Genomic DNA, 17,690 nt, shown 5'->3' with positions numbered 1-17,690 from the left:
TCTCCTCGGTGCTGGTGCGACCCATTCTGGTCACGTTCACCACGGGGACGGAGCCAGTCACCAGTTCTCGACATCACCGTCCCAACTTTTCGCTTTCATACACGAGCCTGGGTGCACGCACGAGCCGGCCGCGCCCCTTCAACACCATGTCGCGAGGTACAACTCGGCGGCCACCGCGCCGACCGTGCCGCCGTCGCCGGGCACACAGAGCACTGACCAAGGGCACGATGCGGCCAAAGATGGCGTGATGGTGCCGACGAGGTCGCGAGACACTCGCCGGCGCCATCCGAGGGGTGTCATTCGTCAGGCCACTGGCACCGCTCCGGGCAGGGACTGGTCGATCGAGTTGCCAGCGTGTGCGCGACGGCGCCGCCACCGAGCGGGCTGTCCCGCACCGAGCTGGCGAGCGCCGGTGCGGCTCTCACGGCGCGTCTCCCTTCGTGACGCGCACCATTGCCTTCGACTCGTCCTCCGAAACGACCTCGATCGTGACGTTGGTAGCGGGGTCGTGGAACAACGGCACCTCATCCGCCCCGATGCCGAGCGTCCCGATGTCGGGCTCGGTGCACGGCCCCTGGCGGCCGGACCCGGGCTTGGCATCGTGCACCTGGATTGATCCGTCGCCGTTCGGGATCGACGTGTCGACCTTGTACACGAGCACTCCGGGGTCGCAGATCGTGCCCGCGTCGTTGCCCACTGCACGCCGCAGCTCCGCCACCCAGGCGGTGTAGGGGCCGGTGCGCACCACGACGAGCTTCTTCGCGGCCCCCGGCGGTCCGCCCTGCTCGATCGGAGTGAGCGTGTACTCGGTGACTCCGCTCTGCGTCACGCAGCCGATCTGCGGGCGCTGCAGCCAGTCGAGCTTCCACTTGTTCCAGCCCATCAGCTCGGGCGCGCGGCCGGAAATGTTGCCCATCATGTCCCAGCCACCGACGAACCGGTGCGTGCCGCCGATGCCGGTGGCGTTGTAGGACTCCGGCAGCGAGAACGCATGGCCTGTCTCGTGGTTGAGGATTTTGAAGCCCCAGCCCCACATGTCCTGGCCGAACGTGTCACCGTTCTTGAGCACGGTCCCGTCGGCCACGATCGAGCGCGTGTAGTCGTTGAACTCGGGGGAGAAGGCGATGTGGCTCGCATTGCGAGACGGCACGATGTAAAGCAGCCGGTAGTCTGAGAAGTCGACGTCCGGGTCGGTCACGTTGACCACGTCGCGCACGTACTCGAGCTGGTTCTCCACAGTGAACGTGTTGCGCGAGAGTCCGTACTCGGTGTCCGGCAGTGGCATGCGGAACCACTGCGGCACCGTCGTGATCTCGAGGTTGAGCCGCCCGTTGGAGGAGCGGCGGAACCACTCAACTGATGGCTCGAGGAAGTCGTAGTAAGTGGAGGTGTCCGCGTACGGTGCCGGGTTGTCCTCGGCGCGGGCGTTCGGGAAGTCCACGAACAGCATGATCGCGCGTACGGTGCCGACCGGGCGCACATGCTGCTTCCAGTCGCTGTCGAGTCCATGGTGCAGGTTCGTGTCGAACCCCGCGCTGGTCCCGTCGGGCCAGCCCTCCGACGGCCTGGTGATCTCGCACGCCTTTGCGTTTTCCAGCCCGGCGGGTTTAACGGGCGGCGTGGCCTGTGCAGCCGGAGAAGCGATGCCCGCGCCTGCGACCATGGTCAGGGTGGCAAGTGCTGCCACCAGCGTTGCCCTGGCTGTCCGCATCGCTGCTCCTCTCGCTTCACCAGTCGGGGCCGGCTTCGACCCGCATCTATCACGGAGTATCCGCCGCCGGTCCTGCTGGGGCTTCAGATGGCTGTCTTGAATCGAGGCGAGCGCCTTCCGGCAGTTGCTGAACGACGGTCGATGTCGAAGCGGTCCCTGGTGGGCTTTCCCGCCGGCGCTCGGCTGCGATCGGGCTCGCCTCGACACGTTTGCCCGGCGGTGGTGGGCTGAGGGCGGTCCCGGGGTGATGCCGGATGCCGATATCGATGCCTAGCGCTGCAAATCAATACCATGTTACGTTGCACTCCATCGACGACCGGCCGGATCGAGGATCGTACGGAGACCGGCTCGACGGCCATCTGACGCGGCGTGGCGGGCTGATCCACACACGACGAGCACGCGCGAACGGAAGCCAAAAGGGGGAAGGCGATGGGAAACAGCTTCACTCGTCGGCGATTTCTGGGAGCTGGCACTGCCGGCATTGTGGGTACGTACGCGGCACTCACGCCAGATGCCGCCCGAGCTGAAGAAGCGGGTGCACCGGCACGTCAGCCATCGGCCGACCGGGCGCCCGAGGAGGGCACGGGCCCGTTTCACAAGCTGGTGATCCGCGGCGGGACCCTGATCGACGGCACCGGAGCCCCACCGCGTGGCCCGGTGGACATCGTCGTGGTGAACCAGCGGATCACCCAGATCAAGCAGGTCAGCGAGCGTGACCTGCACAAGGACAGGCCACCGTTTGATGCCGACCACGTGGTCGATGCGACCGGCATGTTTGTGATGCCCGGATTCGTCGACCTCCACGTGCATGCAGGCGGACCGCCGAAGAACCCGGAGACGTACGCGTACAAGCTGTGGCTCGCGCACGGTGTGACGACCGTGCGCGGTGTGGCACTGGCATCGAACGATATCTCCGTCAGGGACAAGGAGCGCAGCGAACGCAACGAAATCGTCGCCCCGCGGATCTTCAACTATCAGCACCCGGGAAACGCCTGGGGCAAGGGTCCTGTCAACAGCGCGCAGAGCGCGCGGGAGTGGGTGCGCTGGGCGAAGGACCACGGCGTCGACGGAGTCAAGATCAGATCGGGAGCGCACATGCGCCCCGACATCATGGGTGCAGTCCTCCCCGAAGCGAAGAAGCTCCAGATGGGTACGACAGCGCACCTCGATCAGACCGGCGTCGAGCAAATGAACGCCATCGACGCCGCCCGGCTCGGGCTCGGCACGGTCACCCACTTCTACGGCCACTTCGAGTCGCTCGTGCGACCGGGCGTAAAGCTGTTTCCGTCCGACTACGACTACCGCAACGAACAGGTGCGTTTCAGCCAGGTGGCCGACTGGGTGAACAAGATTCACCCCGTCCGCGGCAAGGAATGGCATACGTACCTGCGGGAGCAGCTCGAGCTGGGAACCGTATTCGACCCCACGTTCAACATCTACGTCGCGAGCCGGGACGTGGCGAGGATGCGCGGCGCCGAGTGGCACGACAAGTACACGTTGCCGTCGCTGTGGGACTTCTTCCAGCCCAGCACCGCCGCCCACGGCTCGTACTACTGGGACTGGGGCACCGAGGTCGAAACGGCCTGGAAGGACTTCTACCAGGTCTGGTTCAAACTCGTGAAGGACTACCACGACATGGGCGGGCGAATTACCACCGGCTCAGACTCCGGCTTCATCTACCAGACCTACGGCTTCGCCTACATCATGGAGCTGGAAATGCTGCGGGAGGCCGGCCTCAGCCCGCTCGAAGTCATCACGGCGGCGACATTGAACGGCGCCAAAACGCTCTACGAGCCAATGGGTATCGACAACCCGCCGATCGGGACCGTCCAACCCGGGAAACTCGCGGACCTCGTCATCGCCCCAGAAGACCCCACCGCGGACCTCACGCTGGATCCCTGGGGGCGGCGCGGAGGCGGTTTCAAGGCGCTGTACGGAACCGGCCACCAGCGCCTCAACCCCCAAAGCGGCCAGATCGAGCGGGTCGGTGGCATCAGGTGGACGATCAAGGACGGCGTCGTCTACGACGCGAGGCGGCTGCTCGAAGACGTGGCTGTCGAGGTGGAGAAGCAGAAGGCAGAAAGAGGCATCTCGTAGGTAGGCGGGCCGCACCTCGGACGGCCGGGCACGCACAGCCGAATCCCGATCCACATAGGTCCTGAATGCATGACCAGAAGGAGGGAGGAGGCGACAGCCATGAACCGCTGTCGTCTCCTCTTTCCGGAGGCCCTCCTCCCCACTGCCATGCATCCGCTTGACCTGGGGCCCAGAACCCCCAACTACGCGGAGACGCCAGCCCGCCGTGGCTATAAACTGGGGCTCGCACATGAACCGAGCATCGCGCTCCCAGTCGCTTCCTACGAGAGCGACGGGGTAGCTGAACTCTCTGACTTGCTTGTCATCGGTTTCGACTGAAAACCGTAGCGGCAACGGCTCTGGCTGGAATGCGGTCGAGCATTCAAACCGCAGCTCGACCACGAGCGGCGCCGTACGCAACTTCAGCCTGACCGTCCTGCCGCTGCCGAAGAAGGAGAAGCTCGAGGGCTACGCCTTCGCCTACTTCACCGGCGAGGGCACCGCCGACGGCGAGCAGATCTACTTCGCGGCCAGCCGCGGGAACGACCCGCTCAAGTACGACGAGCTCAACGGCGGACGCCCCGTCCTCACCTCGAGCGAGGGCGACGAGGGCGTACGCGACCCGTTCATCATCCGCAGCCCCGAGGGCGACAAGTTCTACCTCATCGCCACCGACCTGAAGATCTACGGCAACGGTGACTGGGACGCGAGCCAACGTACTGGCAGCAAGTACATCGAGGTCTGGGAGTCCACCGACCTGGTGACCTGGCCGCAGCAGCGGCACGTGCGCGTTTCCCCCGGCACGGCGGGGAACACCTGGGCCCCGGAGGCCTACTACGACGACACCATCGGCGCCTACGTCGTGTTCTGGGCTTCCAAGCTCTACGCGCCGGAGGACACCGCCCACACCGGCAACACCTACAACCGCATGCTGTACGCGACGACCCGCGACTTCCGCACCTTCAGCGAGCCCAAGGTCTGGGTCGACCCCGGCTACTCGGTGATCGATTCGACGGTTATCAAGCACAACGGCAACTACTACCGCTTCACCGAGGACGAGCGGAACAACACCTCCAGCACCCCGTGCAGCAAGTTCATCCTCGAGGAGAAGTCGACCCAGCTGCGTAGTGCGAACTGGGACTTCGTCCAAGACTGCATCGGCAAGGCGAGCGGCACCTCCCCGGGCATCTCCCGCGGGGAGGGTCCGACGGTGTTCAAGAGTAACACCGAGGACAAGTGGTACGTGTTCATCGACGAGTTCGGGGGCTGCGGCTACGTGCCGTTCGAAACCACCGACCTCGACAGCGGGAAGTTCAGCATGTCGACCGGCTATGACCTGCCGGCCCACCCGCGGCACGGAACCGTCCTGCCGGTCACCAAGGCCGAGCTCGACCAGGTCCGGCAGGGCCCGTCACCCGCGCCGACCAGCAAGAAGGGCGTGATCGCCGACTACCGCCTGGCGGGTGGCAGCGGCACGACCGTCGCTGACAGCTCGGGCAATGCCCAGGACGCGGCGATCCACGGCGGCGTCAAGCGCTCCGCCGACGGCATGGTCTTCGACGGGACCGACGGTTACGTCCGCCTGCCGAACAACCTCCTGACCGGTCTGTCCGACGTCAGCGTCTCCGCCCAGGTCTGGGTCGATCCCGCGCAGGCCACGTCCTACTTCATCTGGGGCCTCGGCAACACCACGAAAGGCGCCGGCAACGGCTACCTGTTCACCACGGGGAACTCCTACCGCACCGCCATCGCCAGCGGAAACTGGACGACCGAGCAGAACATCGGCGGCGGCCGCGACCTCGGCCGGGGCGGCTGGCACACCATCACGTACACCCTCTCCGGTGGAGTGGCCCGCCTCTACCACAACGGCGTCGAGGTGGCCAGGAACGACGGGATCACGATCAAACCGGGTGACCTCGGCGACGGCATCACCACCGCCAACTACCTGGGTCGCTCCCTCTACTCCGCCGACCGCCACTTCAACGGCAAGATGCGCAGCTTCACGCTGTGGAACCGTGGCCTGTCTGCCAACGAGGTGCTCTCCCTCGCGGGCAACGAGACGGCCATCGACTCGGTCAAGCTGGACGCCCTCAAGGTCCCGGCCATCATCAACAGCGACACGAACACCGTCACCCTGCCCGTCAAACCGGACGCCGACCTGGCTGCCCTCAAGCCCGACTTCCGGATCAGCGACGAGGCCCGGCTCAGCCCGGGCAACGGCTCCACCCAGGACTTCACGAAGCCCGTCACCTACACGGTTACCGGCGCAGACGGCAGCAGGCGCACCTGGACCGTCAAGGCGTTCGTCATGAACAGCCCCGTCCTGCCCGGATACAACGCCGACCCCAACATCGTGCGCTTCGGGGACACCTACTACATCTACGCCACCACCGACGGCTACCCGGGCTGGTCCAGCACCACCTTCAAGACCTGGTCGAGCAAGGACCTGGTCCACTGGACCGAGCACCCGACCATCCTCGACCTCGGCCCCGACGTGTCCTGGGCCGACGGGCGGGCCTGGGCGCCGGCCGCGATCGAGAAGAACGGCAAGTACTACCTGTACTTCTGTGCCGACGCCAAGATCGGCGTGGTCGTCGCCGACTCCCCGACCGGCCCGTTCGTCGACGCGCTCGACAAGCCGCTCGTCGCCGCCAACCCCGACGGCGGCCAGGCCATCGACCCGGCGGTCTTCACCGACGACGACGGCCGCAGCTACCTCTACTGGGGCAACGGAGCGACGGAACGCTCCGTCCGCGGTATGAACCTCCGCCCGGTGACCCCTGCGGCCGGCGGCCGGGGTCACCGGGCGATGCCGGACACGGCTGGCCGCGGCGGGACGTACCGGACTGCTACTGGTGGTGTAGGCCGGCCGGGCAGAGCTGTGAACGCGGTCCATGCAGCGCTGGCCGGCCACGGTGACGTCCGCGCTTGCCTTATCTCGCCGTTAAGTAACGGCCCAACCGGTTCATCAGGTGGGTAGCACGGGCAGACTGGGCCGATGCCCGCCGCCGCTTCACCCGCTCCCACCGCCCGCCGCCGTCGTACCGTCGCTCTCGTCGCGGTGGTCGCCATCGCCATCGCGGTCGCGGTCGGCGCCTGGTCGTTACGGGATCGGGTGGTTGGCGACGCGGCCGCCATCAGCGCGGACGGGAGCATCCCCAGATGCGCGGGCCGGCTGGCCCAGGCACCCCGCGAGTTGCGCGGCATGTGGATCACGACGGTGAACAACATCGACTGGCCAAGCCGGCGTGGGCTGCCCGCCGAGACAGTGCGGGCGGAGTTCCGGGGCTGGCTGGACCTGGCCGTGCGGCGCAACCACAACGCGGTGTTCGTGCACGTGCGGCCGAGCGGGGACGCGCTCTGGCCGTCCAGGTATGCGCCGTGGTCAGAGTGGTTGACCGGGCACCGCGACGGCCGTGACCCCGGCTGGGACCCGATGGAGTTCATGGTCGCCGAGGCGCACGCCCGCAACCTGGAGTTTCACGCCTGGTTCAACCCGTATCGGGGCGGGCAGCCGGCCACCGTGGGTGGGCCCGGCCCGAGGTTGGACCAGCTCGCGCCGACCCATCCGCTGCGCCAGCATCGTGATTGGGCGGTGATCTACCCCAGCGCCGACCGGCCGGGCAGCCGCCTCTACTTCAACCCGGGTGTCCCGGAGGCGCGCAAGTTTGTCGAGGACTCGATGCTGGAGGCCGTCCAGCGGTACGACATCGACGGTGTGCACTTCGACGACTTCTTCTACCCGTACCCGGAGGCCGGGCAGGACTTCCCGGACGGCGCGGCGTTCGCCCGGTACGGGAAGGGCTTCGCGGACACGCACGCCTGGCGCCGGAACAACGTGAACACGCTGGTCCGGGAGATGAGCGAGCGGATCAAGGCGATCAAGCCGTGGGTGAAGTTCGGGATCAGCCCGTTCGGTATCTGGCGTAACAAGCGCACCGATCCGGCCGGCTCGGCGACAGCCGGACTTCAGAGCTACGACGCCATCTACGCCGACACCCGACTCTGGGTACGGGAGCAGTGGCTGGACTATGTCGTGCCGCAGCTCTACTGGCACATCGGGTTCGGCAAGGCCGACTACGCCAAGTTGCTGCCGTGGTGGGCGGCCACGGTGCGGGGCACCCAGGTGCAGCTCTACATCGGGCAGGGCGACTACCGGGTGGGTGAGCGCGGCGCGTGGCGCGATCCGGCGGAGCTGGATCGCCAGCTCGCCCTCAATCGGCGGCACGGGGTGAGCGGGAGCGTGCACTTCAGTGCGAAACAGGTGCGCGCCGACAAACTCGGGGCCGTCAGCCGGTACAGTGCGTCGCACTACGCCAACCCGGCGCTGCTGCCGGCGATGCGGCAGCTACCAGCGGTGCTGCCGGCCGCACCCACTGTCACCGGCGCGCGGCGGGTGGACACCGGCGGGGTGGAGGTGACCTGGCGCGGGGACGGTGCCACGAGCTTCGCCATCTACCGGGTAGACGGCGGCGCGGCCCAACTCGTCGGTACCGCCCGAGGTACCGCTTGGACCGACCGCACCGCCCCAGCCGATCGTCCGCTGTCCTATTGCGTTTCCGGACTGGATCGCAGCGGGAACGAGGGCCGGCTCAGCGCGCCGAGGTCGCTCGCCGCCATGTAGGGCTTCGGTGCCAGGTGACCCGTCGTTTACGCCCTCGACCAACCCGCCGACATCACCGTCAACGACTTGATCATTTCCCCCACCCGGCAGAACTGGTAGACCACCCCTGCCGGACGACTACAAAAGAGCAGCCATCCCATGAGCATTCTCGACTCGCCGATCCCACGGTTTCACCTGGCCATGCCCGTCGACGACCTCGCCGCGGCCCAGCACTTCTACGGCGAGGTGCTCGGCCTGGAACAGGGCCGAAGCGCCGACACCTGGTTGGACTGGAACCTGCACGGCCACCAGTTCGTCACCCACCTCGCCCCCGGCCGCGCCTCGCGCATCCACAACCCGGTCGACGGCCACGACGTCCCCGTACCACACTTCGGCTTGATCTTGACGGTCCCTGCGTTCCAGGAACTCGCCAACCGCCTCCGCGCCGCGGGCATCGACTTCGTCATCGAGCCCTATGTACGCTTCGAAGGCGAGGCCGGCGAGCAACGGACAATGTTCCTCCTCGACCCCGCCGGCAACGCCTTGGAGTTCAAGGCCTTCGCCGACGATTCGCAGGTTTTCGCCACCTGACCAGGCCGTCGCAACCCATTCGGTCGGCGAGTCCGACCTGGTGCACCGGGACGGCATGTGGCCTGTACGCCACGGTTGAGGTGGACGAGCCGCAGGTCTTCGCAACAGACCCGAGCAGGTCGCCACGGCCGAGAAAGCCGTCGCCTAGATCAGCAGCTCGCCGTCCCGGACCACCAGCCGCCCGCCGGCGATCACGGCTTGGCGTCGGGGAGCCCTCATCAAGGCGTCCGGCAGGTTCTCGGCGTCGAGCAGGACGATGTCGGCTCGCGCGCCGGGGACCAGATCGAGCCCGGCACGGTGCACGAACCGGGCGCCGTCGGTCGTGGCGAGCTTGATCGCGTAGGCGAGGTCATCGTCGGTGCGGAGGCCGTGCAGCCGGGCGAACCCCAGGGCGATGCGGAGCATGTCGCCGTCGCCATACGGTGACCACAGGTCGCGGATGCCGTCGGTGCCCAGCCCGATCGGGATGCCGCAGTCCCGCATGGCTCGCCACGGCAACGGCGCCGAGCGTACCGGCGCGACCGTGGCCCAGGAGATGCCTGCGTCGGCGAACTGGACCAGCAACTCGGCCTGACGCTGCGCCGGGAGCTCGCCGAGGGCGAATCCGTGCGAGATCGTGACCTTTCCCTGCAGGCCGGCCCGGAGAGTGCGGTCGATGATCAGTTCGTACTGGAAGGCGCCAAGCTCGCCGCCGTCGTGCAGGTGGATGTCGATCCCGACGCCGCGGCGCTCGGCGATCTCGAACAGCCCGTCGAGCTGAGCTACCGGGTCCCGGTCGATGGAGGCCGGATCGATACCACCGATGCTCGTGGCGCCGACCGCGGCTGCCTGGTCCAGCAGCTCCAGGACGCCGGGGCGGCGCATCACGCCGTCCTGCGGGAATGCCACGATCTCCACCTCGACCGCCCCGTCCAGCGCGGCGGCCGCCTCGCGAACCGTCTCGATACCGCGCAGCCCGACGCCGAGGTCGATGTCGACATGCGTACGGGTGGCTGTCGTACCATGGCGGAGGAACTCCCGCAGGACCGCGATCGTGCTCGCGGTACTCGGGATGCCGTGCTTGTCCCGCTCGGCGCGCTCGTGCGCAATCCGTCCCTGCGTCGTGGCCTCGCCGTCGTAGGAGACCCACGGTTGACCCCACCAACTCTTGTCCACGTGCGCGTGCGCGTTGACGAACCCGGGCAGTGCCAACAGGCCGCGCCCATCGACGCGCTCGCCGGCACCATCCGCGGTGCCGGTGGGTACCACATCGGCGATCAGCCCGTCGGCGATCGCCACATCGACCGGGTCGGCACCCCAAGGGCGCACGTTAGTCAAGATCAGAGACGTCACACCCCGATGGTATACCAAAGTGTTGTCGTGGATGTATGCAGGAACCTGCCGGCCCACGCGCCCTCACCGAGATCCTTGCGATCCGCAAGGCGTCGTCGCTGCCCCAAACCACGGTTTCAAGCTGAACGTCTGGAACCTCGTCACACCGAGCCGGGTCATCGCGTGGATCAGGTTCTCGTCGCCGCGTTGGAATGACCCTGCCGGTGGGCCATCGCCGTACGCTGCCCAGCCTCGAGGTGCTCGGCCACCAGACGCTCGACGCGGGCGACATCGCGGTCGGCGATCGCCGCATACAACCCCTCGTGCTGTTCTGCGACCGCCATCAGGTCACCGTGCTGCCCAAGCAGCCATCGCATCCGGCTGCGCAAGGGGCGCTCGAGCTCGACGAGCAGCTCGTTCGCCGCCAACGACGTCACTACCTCATGAAAGTCGGCAGCCGCACGATGGGCCCCGACCGCATCCCCCGCGCGCGCCGCCATCAGCTCGTCATCCAGCACGCCGCGAAGCCGCTCCAGGCCGTCACGGGTTCGCCGCTGCGCGGCCAACCGGAACGTCAACGACTCGAAGGCCGCGCGGACCTCGTTCAGGTCCGCGATGTCGGACGCGCTGAACTCCCGAACCACGGCCCAGGATCGTGGTCGCGGTGTCACCAGCCCTTCGGCCACCAGCGCCCGCAGCGCCTCACGCACCGGAACCCGGCTCACGCCCAGGTCGTCTGCCAGCTCCCGCTCCACCAGCCGGTCTCCCGGAACGCGAACCCCGTCCAGGATCTCCTCACGCAGTCGCCGCGTGACGCGCTCCGACTCCGGCTCGAAGCCCCCCACCTCTGCCATATGGTCACTGCCCGCTGAAGAGTCACGAATTTTGGCATACCACCGTAGCATGAAGTGGATTCGACAGTCAGCCGCCGACCAACACCGACGCCACGGCCCCGAGTCGAGTGACGAGGGCATGCTTCCCGTTGCTGATTCCGTAGCCGGATGTCAGCAATCCCAGCCTTTCGGCTGGGAAGGTCCGTAACGGTGTCACCGGAGCGCGGGTTGCGTTTCGGTGTCCTGATGACGGTCTCGCGTTTCCTGCTGCCGTTGGTGCGGCAGGGTTGCGCCACCTGCCCGCCCACCCGTGGCCTTGCGGCTGCGGGTGGTGGTGGTGCGGGTCTTACGGTCGGCTCCACGCGGTTTCGGCGCTTGCACGCCCGGGTCTCCGGCCACTCCGGTACCCGTTGTTTCTGCCGTCGCGAGGGCGGCGAGGTTGCGGGCTGCGTTCTCGTCCCGGTCCATGACCAGGTCGCAGGCATCGCAGCGGAACACTCGCACGTGCAGCGGCAGCTTGGCTTTCACCGCGCCGCAGGCCGAGCAGGTCTTGCTGGAGGGATACCAGCGGTCGGCTACGATCCGCCGACCACCATTCCATGCGGTTTTATACCCCACCTGCCGGCGAATCTCCGCGAAGCCCGCGTCAGCGATCTTGCGGGCCAGGCGTCGGTTGCGGAGCATGCCGGCCACGTTGAGGTCTTCGACCACGACGGTGCCGTACTTGCCGGTGATGTCGGTGGTGAGCTTGTGTAGGGCGTCGGCGCGGAGATTCGCCACCCGATGGTGCACGCGGTTACGCTCGGCGTTGGCGACCGCCCACCGCCTGGACGGCCGCTGCCCGGTGCGCCGGTCCGGCCCCTGCCGGCGGGACACCCGCCGGGACAGCCGTTTGAGGTGCTTGAGCGCGCCGTCGTAGTGCGCCGGGTTCGGCACAAACCGCACCTCGCCCTGGCTGTCGGCGATCACCGCGAGGCACTTCACGCCCAGGTCCACACCCGCCGCCACATCCAGACGCGTCGGGGTGCGGTCGGCGGCGCGCTGGATCTCGACCTGGAAGGCCACGAACCACCGACCCCGCTCGAACCTGACCGTGGCCGACAAGATCCGGGCGGTGCCGTTCGCGATACGGCGTTCCAGCTTGCGGGTGGACTCGTGGGTACGGATCGCCCCGAGCCGTGGCAGCGTCACGTGCCGCCGGTCCGGCTCCACCCGGATGGCGCCGGTAGTGAACCGGCACGCCAGCCGCGCATTGTGCTTCGACTTCCGCCGGGGCATGCCCACACGCTTGCCTTTACGCTTGCCGCGCTTGGACGTGGCGTAGTTGTCGAACGCCGCCGCCGCGTTCGCCAAACCTGTGCTGTACGCCTCCTTCGAGTTCTCCTCCCACCAGCCGGCGAAACGCGGATCGGTCTTCTTGACCTCGTTGAACACCTTCCGCAACACAGGCAGCGACCACGACCGCCACGGCGTCAACCCCTCCTCGCCGATGCCGTACGACGCCTCCGCCCTGCGCTGCCACCACGACGCCACCACCCAGGACACAGCCCAGTTGAAGGCGGCGCGAGCCGCACCGCAGTGTGACCGCAGCCGCTGCTCCTGCGTGGCGTTCGGATCCAACGCGAAACGGAACGCCTGGACCACGAAACCGGGCCGCGGCTCGAACTTCTTCACACCACCGGCTCCCCGCCGGACGCGGCGGCCAGAGCACGAGCGGCACGTTTCTTCGCCGCCGGCTGCCCGTACAGCCGGGCACACATCGACGTCAACACGTCGGCCATCTCCTCGACCAGGTCGTCCGTGGACTCTTCCGGCTCCAGGACCACCAGACGACGCCCGGTCGCAGAAAGCGCGGCTTGCAGGTGCTCCACACCGAAGCGGGCCAGCCGGTCCCTGTCCTCGACCACGATCACTGCCGCAGTCGGGTCGGCGAGGAGGCGATGCAGTTTGTGGCGCTTGCCGTTCAGGCCGGAGCCGACCTCAGTCACGATCTCCGCCACCGCCAGGCCCCGGGCATTCGCCCCCTCCACAACCCGCACGGTCTGCCGGTCCAGGTCACCCTTCTGGTCACTGGAGGACACGCGGCAGTACGCGACCGGCCGCAGCCGGGGCCTCTTGCACGATCCACGTACCAGACGGCACCTGACGGACAGGCACCGGCATCTTGCCGTCCTTCACCCACCGCCAAGCGGTCTGATAGGTCACGCCCTGCTCGCGAGCCCAGTCTGACAGCTTCACACTCCCACAGTACATGCAAATGTCCGACTATGACTGCCCATAAAACACGGATCTGTTGCCAACCCCTGCGCGACGCTGTCGGTGGTCCGCCACATCGCCGACGACGTGGCGGTCATGTACCGCGGCCGGATCGTGGCGGAGGGCGCCTCGGAGCGGGTGTTCGCGCATCCCGCGGACGCCTACACGCGGTCGCTGCTCGATGCGATCCCCGCGATGAGCCCGAGCGAGGCGCGACGGAGGCGAGAGGCGGCAGCCGAGAGCGAGCCGGGTCGGTCTTGAAGACGCACCGGCTGACACGGGCGTGCCCCGCTGTCGACGGGCATCTCGCCTAGTTTGGACCAGTCGTGTGGGATCACCATGTTGACGATGCGCGGCGTGGCAACATGGTGCGGCGGTTGCTCGCGGCTGGGCCATCTTGAAGTGGTCGGATTGGACCTGCGCGGCACCCGCGTCGTTGTCGCGGAGTTCCTCGACGAGGACGTACCCCGTCGGGTCGTCGACGTTGGATGATCGAGGGCGTTGGGCACGCGACGTACGCTTACGGCCTACGCCAGCGCGGCAGCTGCCGGTTGTGCGACGGGATCTGACCGATCGAAGGGGAAGCGGTGTGCCAGTCGCGGGAGCTGGCGGTGGCATCAGTGGGACCGGTAGCCGGGCGGCCGCCGTCGTACGGGATCTGCTGAAGCTGTTAGGGCTGGGCGCGTGCGTCTCGATCGCAGCCGCCGCCGCGCTCGTGGCCGTGGCCGGCTGGTCCGGCTCGTTGTGGTGGTCGGTGGTCGCGGCGATCGTCACCGTGGCCGGCCTCGCGTGGGCGGTGCCGCACCTGGTTCGACGTCGGCGGCAGCGGCGTGATCGACCCGTCGCCGGCTCGGTCCTGGGCCGACCCCTGGCGGGTCCGGTCGCGCTGCTGCTGGCCACCGTTGCGGTAAGCCTGACGTGGGTGTGGCCAGGATCGGGTCGAACCACGCTGGACCATGTGCCTGGCATGACCTACCTCACCCGTCCCGACGGGACCGCGCTGGCCGTCCACGTCACCAAGGCCGCGTCTGCCACCGAGCCGCCGCTGGTGGTGGTCCACGGCGGTCCCGGCGTAGCCGACATGGCGCACGACGTGCCGGCGTTCGCCGCTCTCGCCACCGGCCGCGACGTGTACGTCTACGACCAGATCGGAGCGGGCGCATCATCGCGGCTCGCCAACCCCACCGGCTACACCACCGAACGGGCCGTGCAGGACCTGGATGCGGTGCGGGCCTTCACCGGAGCGGATCGAATCGCGCTACTCGGCCACTCCTGGGGTGCACGGATCGCTACCGCATATCTCAGCCGGCAACCCGACCGCGTCGTGGCGTTGGTGCTCAGCGCTCCCCAGGCGCTGCCCGACGCCGACGGGCAGACCCGTCCGGGTGATCCCACCGCCCGACTCCACGCCGGCCAGCGAACCCGCCTGTACCTACGCCTGGCATGGCCTCGCAACCTGGTCGGGTACGCGCTGACAGCCGTCGATCCACAGGTTGCGCATGCGCTCGCTGGAGACGCCGAAATGGACCGGCGGTTCGCCACCGTCTACGCCGACACCGCACCCGCGCTGTTCTGCGATCCCATGCTCGACGGGCGGCTCGGCACCTCCGGAGTGGGCTACTACGCCAGCCAAATCCCGCAACTGCACCCCGACGATCCTGGCATCGTCCGGTCTCGGCTTGCCTCGATACAGGCACCAGTGCTGGTCATCAAGCCGGCCTGCGACTACCTGCCATGGCATACCGCCGCCGCGTATCTGGAGGCATTCCCAACCGCACGCCTCGTGCTGCTGCCCGACACCGGCCACCAGGCTTACCTGGAGCGTCCGGATGCCTACGCAGAGCTGGCGCGAAGCTTTCTCGCCAATCGTGCGTTACCGCTTCCGCTCGAGGATGAGCACACTATTCCGGGCGGCTATCGCGGCGTCCGATGACCTCGTCGGCTTGTGAAGAAGAAGAGCCCGAGAATGCCCGAGATGCACGCGGCCGGGCGACACTCAGTACCGCCACGACCGCGACCCGAAAGCTGGATCGATGTGGCGGAACCTGGCTGTTCGTTGAGGGGCTGCGGCGGCTCGTCCTGTCTGGCTTCGGCGACGACGCCGTAGCGCTCGCCGTCGCTGAATACGCAGAACTCCAGCTCGGGGCCAGCACGATCTGGGCGATCCTGACCAAGGCTGGTGTGGGCCCGGCGCCGTGGCGGGCGGGGCCGACCTGGACCGAGTGTGTTACCGCGCAGGCCAGGGGCATGCTGGCCAGCCAGGGTATTTCCCGTGAACACGTTTCCTGACCGGGTGGCCGTGGTGTCCGCGCTCATGCCCGCCTCGTCCGCGAGATACGCGGCGGCCCCGCGGACCGCAGCTCGGTACGCTTCGCCGCCGCCGACACATCGCTGCTGAACAGCAGCACGGTGTTGTCCGCGTATAGGGTGACCCGCCCGTCCGGCATGGCGGAAAGGCGGGTCACCCCGTCGGGGTTGCTGGTCGTCAGCGCCGGTAGATCGTGTAGACCGCGCCGTTGGTGAGCGAAAGGACGGACAGGTTGCCGTCCGGGCTGGTTTCGATGTCCGTGACGACGCCGAAGTCCCGACCGATCAGTAGGCTTTCGCTTTCCGTGATCTCGTGCTTGGCGAGGTTGTCCGCCACCCGGTCTTCCAGTCGAGGGTCGTCGACGGCGATCTTTCGGCGGTTGCCGGTCAGATTGAAGTGGAAGAGGTAGCCCCCGTTGAGGGTGGCCGTCGCGGCACCCATGAACAGATCACCCTGGAACTCTGGCCCGAGCGCCCGGCTGTTGAGGAAGCCCATTCCGCCGGGGGCGACCTCCCACCTCCAGCTGAACTCGGGATCGCTGTAGTGCGCCCCGGGGAGCATGAACAGCCTGCCGAGCGCCTCCTGCGGGCTGTCCGCGATGTTGCTCGGCGGCCAGCGTAGTTGCTGGAGGTTCTGCCCGCCGAACGTCGTCTCGATCTCCTTGAACTGGGCGATCCGCTGCACCGGCCCGGCGATCTGGACCCAGCCGCCGTTCATGCCCGGCTCGAGCCGGTTGATCTCGCTGAAGCTGTCGTCGCCGTTTTCCTGTATCCACACATTTCCGGTGGCGGGGTCGACGGCCATGCCGAATCCGTTGCGGTGGCCGTACGAGAAGATCTTCTGCACGGTGGCGCCGACCTCTCCGCCCATGGCCGCACCGGGACCGAAGAAGGGGTTGTCGGTCGGCGTGGTGCCGTCGTCGTTGAGGCGCAGGACGACGCCGCTGAGGTGGGCGTCGTCTGGCGCCGGTCCGCCGAACTGGTCGTCGGGCACGGTCGGCCCGGGGCAGGCGGCGGTCGGGCCGCAGGTGAGGTTTTGCAGTTGGCCACGCCGACCGAGGTCGCCCGTGAAGGTGTACAGCCTCCCGTCACGGCCGAAGCTGATCTTTCCGCCGTTGTGGTTGGCGCGTGCGGGCTGGCCGGCGTCCTCTTGACGGGCGCGGATCCGGATCAGGTTGCGGTCGAAGGTGAGTGTGCTGCCGTTCCACACGAATCGGTCGATCCGGTTGCCGAGCAGGGGGGTTTCGCTGAGGACGGTGGTGTCCCTGCCGGTCGTGCTCTCCGTCCAGTACAGATAGACGCCAGGGTTCGTCGGAAAGTCCGGGTGCAGGGCGATCCCGAGCAGGCCTCGCTCGGAGCCGGAATTGACGGCGAGGTCCAGTGGCGTGCTGGCGATGGTTCCGTTGACGACATGCTGGACCCGCCCGGTGGTCTTCTCGAGCACGAGCATGTCGTCGTCGCCGATGAAGGCCAGGCCGGTGGGGCTGACCAACTCCGTGGCGGCCGTGCGCACCGCCAGCTTCCGGTCGAGCATCGTCGGGCCGGCTGGTTCGGCGTTCGCTGGGGCACCGACCGCAGTCATGGACAGTCCTGATGCGGCCAGGGCCAGCATGGCGATGATCGCTCGCGTTCGGTGGCGGGCGGGTGTCGGTGCCACGCCGTCGCCAGGTGATCCATTCGGTGCGTCCATGGTCTGGCGGCGTGGGACGGCGGTGCGGCGAGGTCGTGCGTGCATGCCAGATTCCCTTCTTGCCCGAGTGGTGAAGGCCGGGCGTCGCGACCACCGGACGCCTGGCAGGGCCCGAGGTCGGCACCGCTCACCGACAGGGCGCCGGAGAAGCCAGGCCAGGACTTCGGGTCCCACCGGAATGCACGCGCCCCAGGTGCGCCTGGTTCACCTGCGTTCCGCGTAATTCGTCTGGTCTAGAGATCCTGGCCGGATGAAGCCCGTGGTCAGGGCCGTGTGGTCGGCTGCTGAGCCGAGGATCGCCTAGAGAAACGC

The 17,690-nt window shown here is 67.8% G+C and carries 11 protein-coding genes and 1 pseudogene; 6 read left to right on the top strand and 6 right to left on the bottom strand.

Annotation, left to right across the window (positions count from 1 at the left end; genetic code table 11):
- Nucleotides 1–421 precede the first annotated feature (421 nt).
- Nucleotides 422–1,711: a hypothetical protein gene (locus ACNAW0_RS27390; RefSeq protein ID WP_416290907.1), complete on the bottom strand. Its 1,290-nt coding sequence runs from the start codon at nucleotides 1,709–1,711 to the stop codon at nucleotides 422–424.
- Nucleotides 1,712–2,140: 429 nt separating this feature from the next.
- Here ACNAW0_RS27390 and ACNAW0_RS27385 point away from each other — a divergent pair, with 429 nt between their 5' ends.
- The 4 genes from ACNAW0_RS27385 to ACNAW0_RS27370 all read left to right on the top strand — a co-directional run bounded on the left by ACNAW0_RS27385 (nucleotide 2,141) and on the right by ACNAW0_RS27370 (nucleotide 8,981).
- On the top strand, nucleotides 2,141–3,808 hold the full coding sequence (locus ACNAW0_RS27385) for an amidohydrolase family protein (protein WP_416290906.1): 1,668 nt from the start codon (nucleotides 2,141–2,143) through the stop codon (nucleotides 3,806–3,808).
- A gap of 298 nt (nucleotides 3,809–4,106) precedes the next feature.
- Nucleotides 4,107–6,767, top strand: coding sequence for a family 43 glycosylhydrolase (locus ACNAW0_RS27380; RefSeq protein ID WP_416290905.1), 2,661 nt, complete (start codon nucleotides 4,107–4,109; stop codon nucleotides 6,765–6,767).
- Nucleotides 6,768–6,785: 18 nt separating this feature from the next.
- Nucleotides 6,786–8,411: a glycoside hydrolase family 10 protein gene (locus ACNAW0_RS27375; protein WP_416290904.1), complete on the top strand. Its 1,626-nt coding sequence runs from the start codon at nucleotides 6,786–6,788 to the stop codon at nucleotides 8,409–8,411.
- Between the two features lie 138 nt (nucleotides 8,412–8,549).
- On the top strand, nucleotides 8,550–8,981 hold the full coding sequence (locus ACNAW0_RS27370) for a VOC family protein (RefSeq protein WP_416290903.1): 432 nt from the start codon (nucleotides 8,550–8,552) through the stop codon (nucleotides 8,979–8,981).
- Nucleotides 8,982–9,125: 144 nt separating this feature from the next.
- Here ACNAW0_RS27370 and ACNAW0_RS27365 read toward each other — a convergent pair whose 3' ends face one another.
- From ACNAW0_RS27365 to ACNAW0_RS27350, 4 genes and pseudogenes are all read right to left on the bottom strand, one after another.
- A complete protein-coding gene (locus ACNAW0_RS27365; RefSeq protein WP_416290902.1) occupies nucleotides 9,126–10,313 on the bottom strand; it encodes an amidohydrolase in 1,188 nt (395 codons plus the stop codon).
- 167 nt (nucleotides 10,314–10,480) lie between these two features.
- Nucleotides 10,481–11,146, bottom strand: a complete 666-nt coding sequence (locus ACNAW0_RS27360; protein ID WP_416290901.1) for a GntR family transcriptional regulator — start codon at nucleotides 11,144–11,146, stop codon at nucleotides 10,481–10,483.
- A 192-nt stretch (nucleotides 11,147–11,338) separates the two neighbouring features.
- The gene (tnpB, locus tag ACNAW0_RS27355; protein ID WP_416290900.1) at nucleotides 11,339–12,799 is read right to left on the bottom strand and encodes an IS607 family element RNA-guided endonuclease TnpB; all 1,461 of its coding nucleotides are present in this window, start codon (nucleotides 12,797–12,799) and stop codon (nucleotides 11,339–11,341) included.
- Nucleotides 12,796–13,363 (bottom strand): annotated as a pseudogene (locus tag ACNAW0_RS27350) (IS607 family transposase). The gene tnpB and the pseudogene ACNAW0_RS27350 overlap by 4 nt, the downstream one beginning before the upstream one ends.
- A 739-nt stretch (nucleotides 13,364–14,102) precedes the next feature.
- Between ACNAW0_RS27350 and ACNAW0_RS27345 the strand changes: the two are divergent.
- Together ACNAW0_RS27345 and ACNAW0_RS27340 are read left to right on the top strand one after the other, a co-directional pair.
- On the top strand, nucleotides 14,103–15,314 hold the full coding sequence (locus tag ACNAW0_RS27345) for an alpha/beta hydrolase (RefSeq protein ID WP_416290899.1): 1,212 nt from the start codon (nucleotides 14,103–14,105) through the stop codon (nucleotides 15,312–15,314).
- Nucleotides 15,311–15,670: a hypothetical protein gene (locus tag ACNAW0_RS27340; protein WP_416290898.1), complete on the top strand. Its 360-nt coding sequence runs from the start codon at nucleotides 15,311–15,313 to the stop codon at nucleotides 15,668–15,670. Before ACNAW0_RS27345 ends, ACNAW0_RS27340 begins: the two co-directional genes overlap by 4 nt.
- 196 nt (nucleotides 15,671–15,866) lie before the next feature.
- On the opposite strand, the gene ACNAW0_RS27335 is transcribed toward ACNAW0_RS27340, so the two are convergent.
- Nucleotides 15,867–17,270, bottom strand: a complete 1,404-nt coding sequence (locus ACNAW0_RS27335) for a PQQ-dependent sugar dehydrogenase (RefSeq protein ID WP_416290897.1) — start codon at nucleotides 17,268–17,270, stop codon at nucleotides 15,867–15,869.
- Nucleotides 17,271–17,690 lie beyond the last annotated feature (420 nt).

It is taken from the genome of Micromonospora sp. SL1-18, assembly GCF_047921505.1.
In the GTDB taxonomy this organism is placed as follows: Bacteria; Actinomycetota; Actinomycetes; order Mycobacteriales; family Micromonosporaceae; genus Micromonospora.
The sequence above is the reverse complement of the archived record's forward strand: the minus strand, read 5'-3'. Positions and strand labels throughout refer to the sequence as shown.

What these genes read in the sequence shown, in the direction of transcription:
- ACNAW0_RS27390 (WP_416290907.1), bottom strand. Translation starts at nt 1,711, where the DNA reads ATGCGGACAGCCAGGGCAACGCTGGTGGCAGCACTTGCCACCCTGACC.
- ACNAW0_RS27335 (WP_416290897.1), bottom strand. Translation starts at nt 17,270, where the DNA reads ATGACTGCGGTCGGTGCCCCAGCGAACGCCGAACCAGCCGGCCCGACG.
- ACNAW0_RS27370 (WP_416290903.1), top strand. Translation starts at nt 8,550, where the DNA reads ATGAGCATTCTCGACTCGCCGATCCCACGGTTTCACCTGGCCATGCCC.
- ACNAW0_RS27385 (WP_416290906.1), top strand. Translation starts at nt 2,141, where the DNA reads ATGGGAAACAGCTTCACTCGTCGGCGATTTCTGGGAGCTGGCACTGCC.
- ACNAW0_RS27340 (WP_416290898.1), top strand. Translation starts at nt 15,311, where the DNA reads ATGACCTCGTCGGCTTGTGAAGAAGAAGAGCCCGAGAATGCCCGAGAT.
- ACNAW0_RS27375 (WP_416290904.1), top strand. Translation starts at nt 6,786, where the DNA reads ATGCCCGCCGCCGCTTCACCCGCTCCCACCGCCCGCCGCCGTCGTACC.
- ACNAW0_RS27360 (WP_416290901.1), bottom strand. Translation starts at nt 11,146, where the DNA reads ATGGCAGAGGTGGGGGGCTTCGAGCCGGAGTCGGAGCGCGTCACGCGG.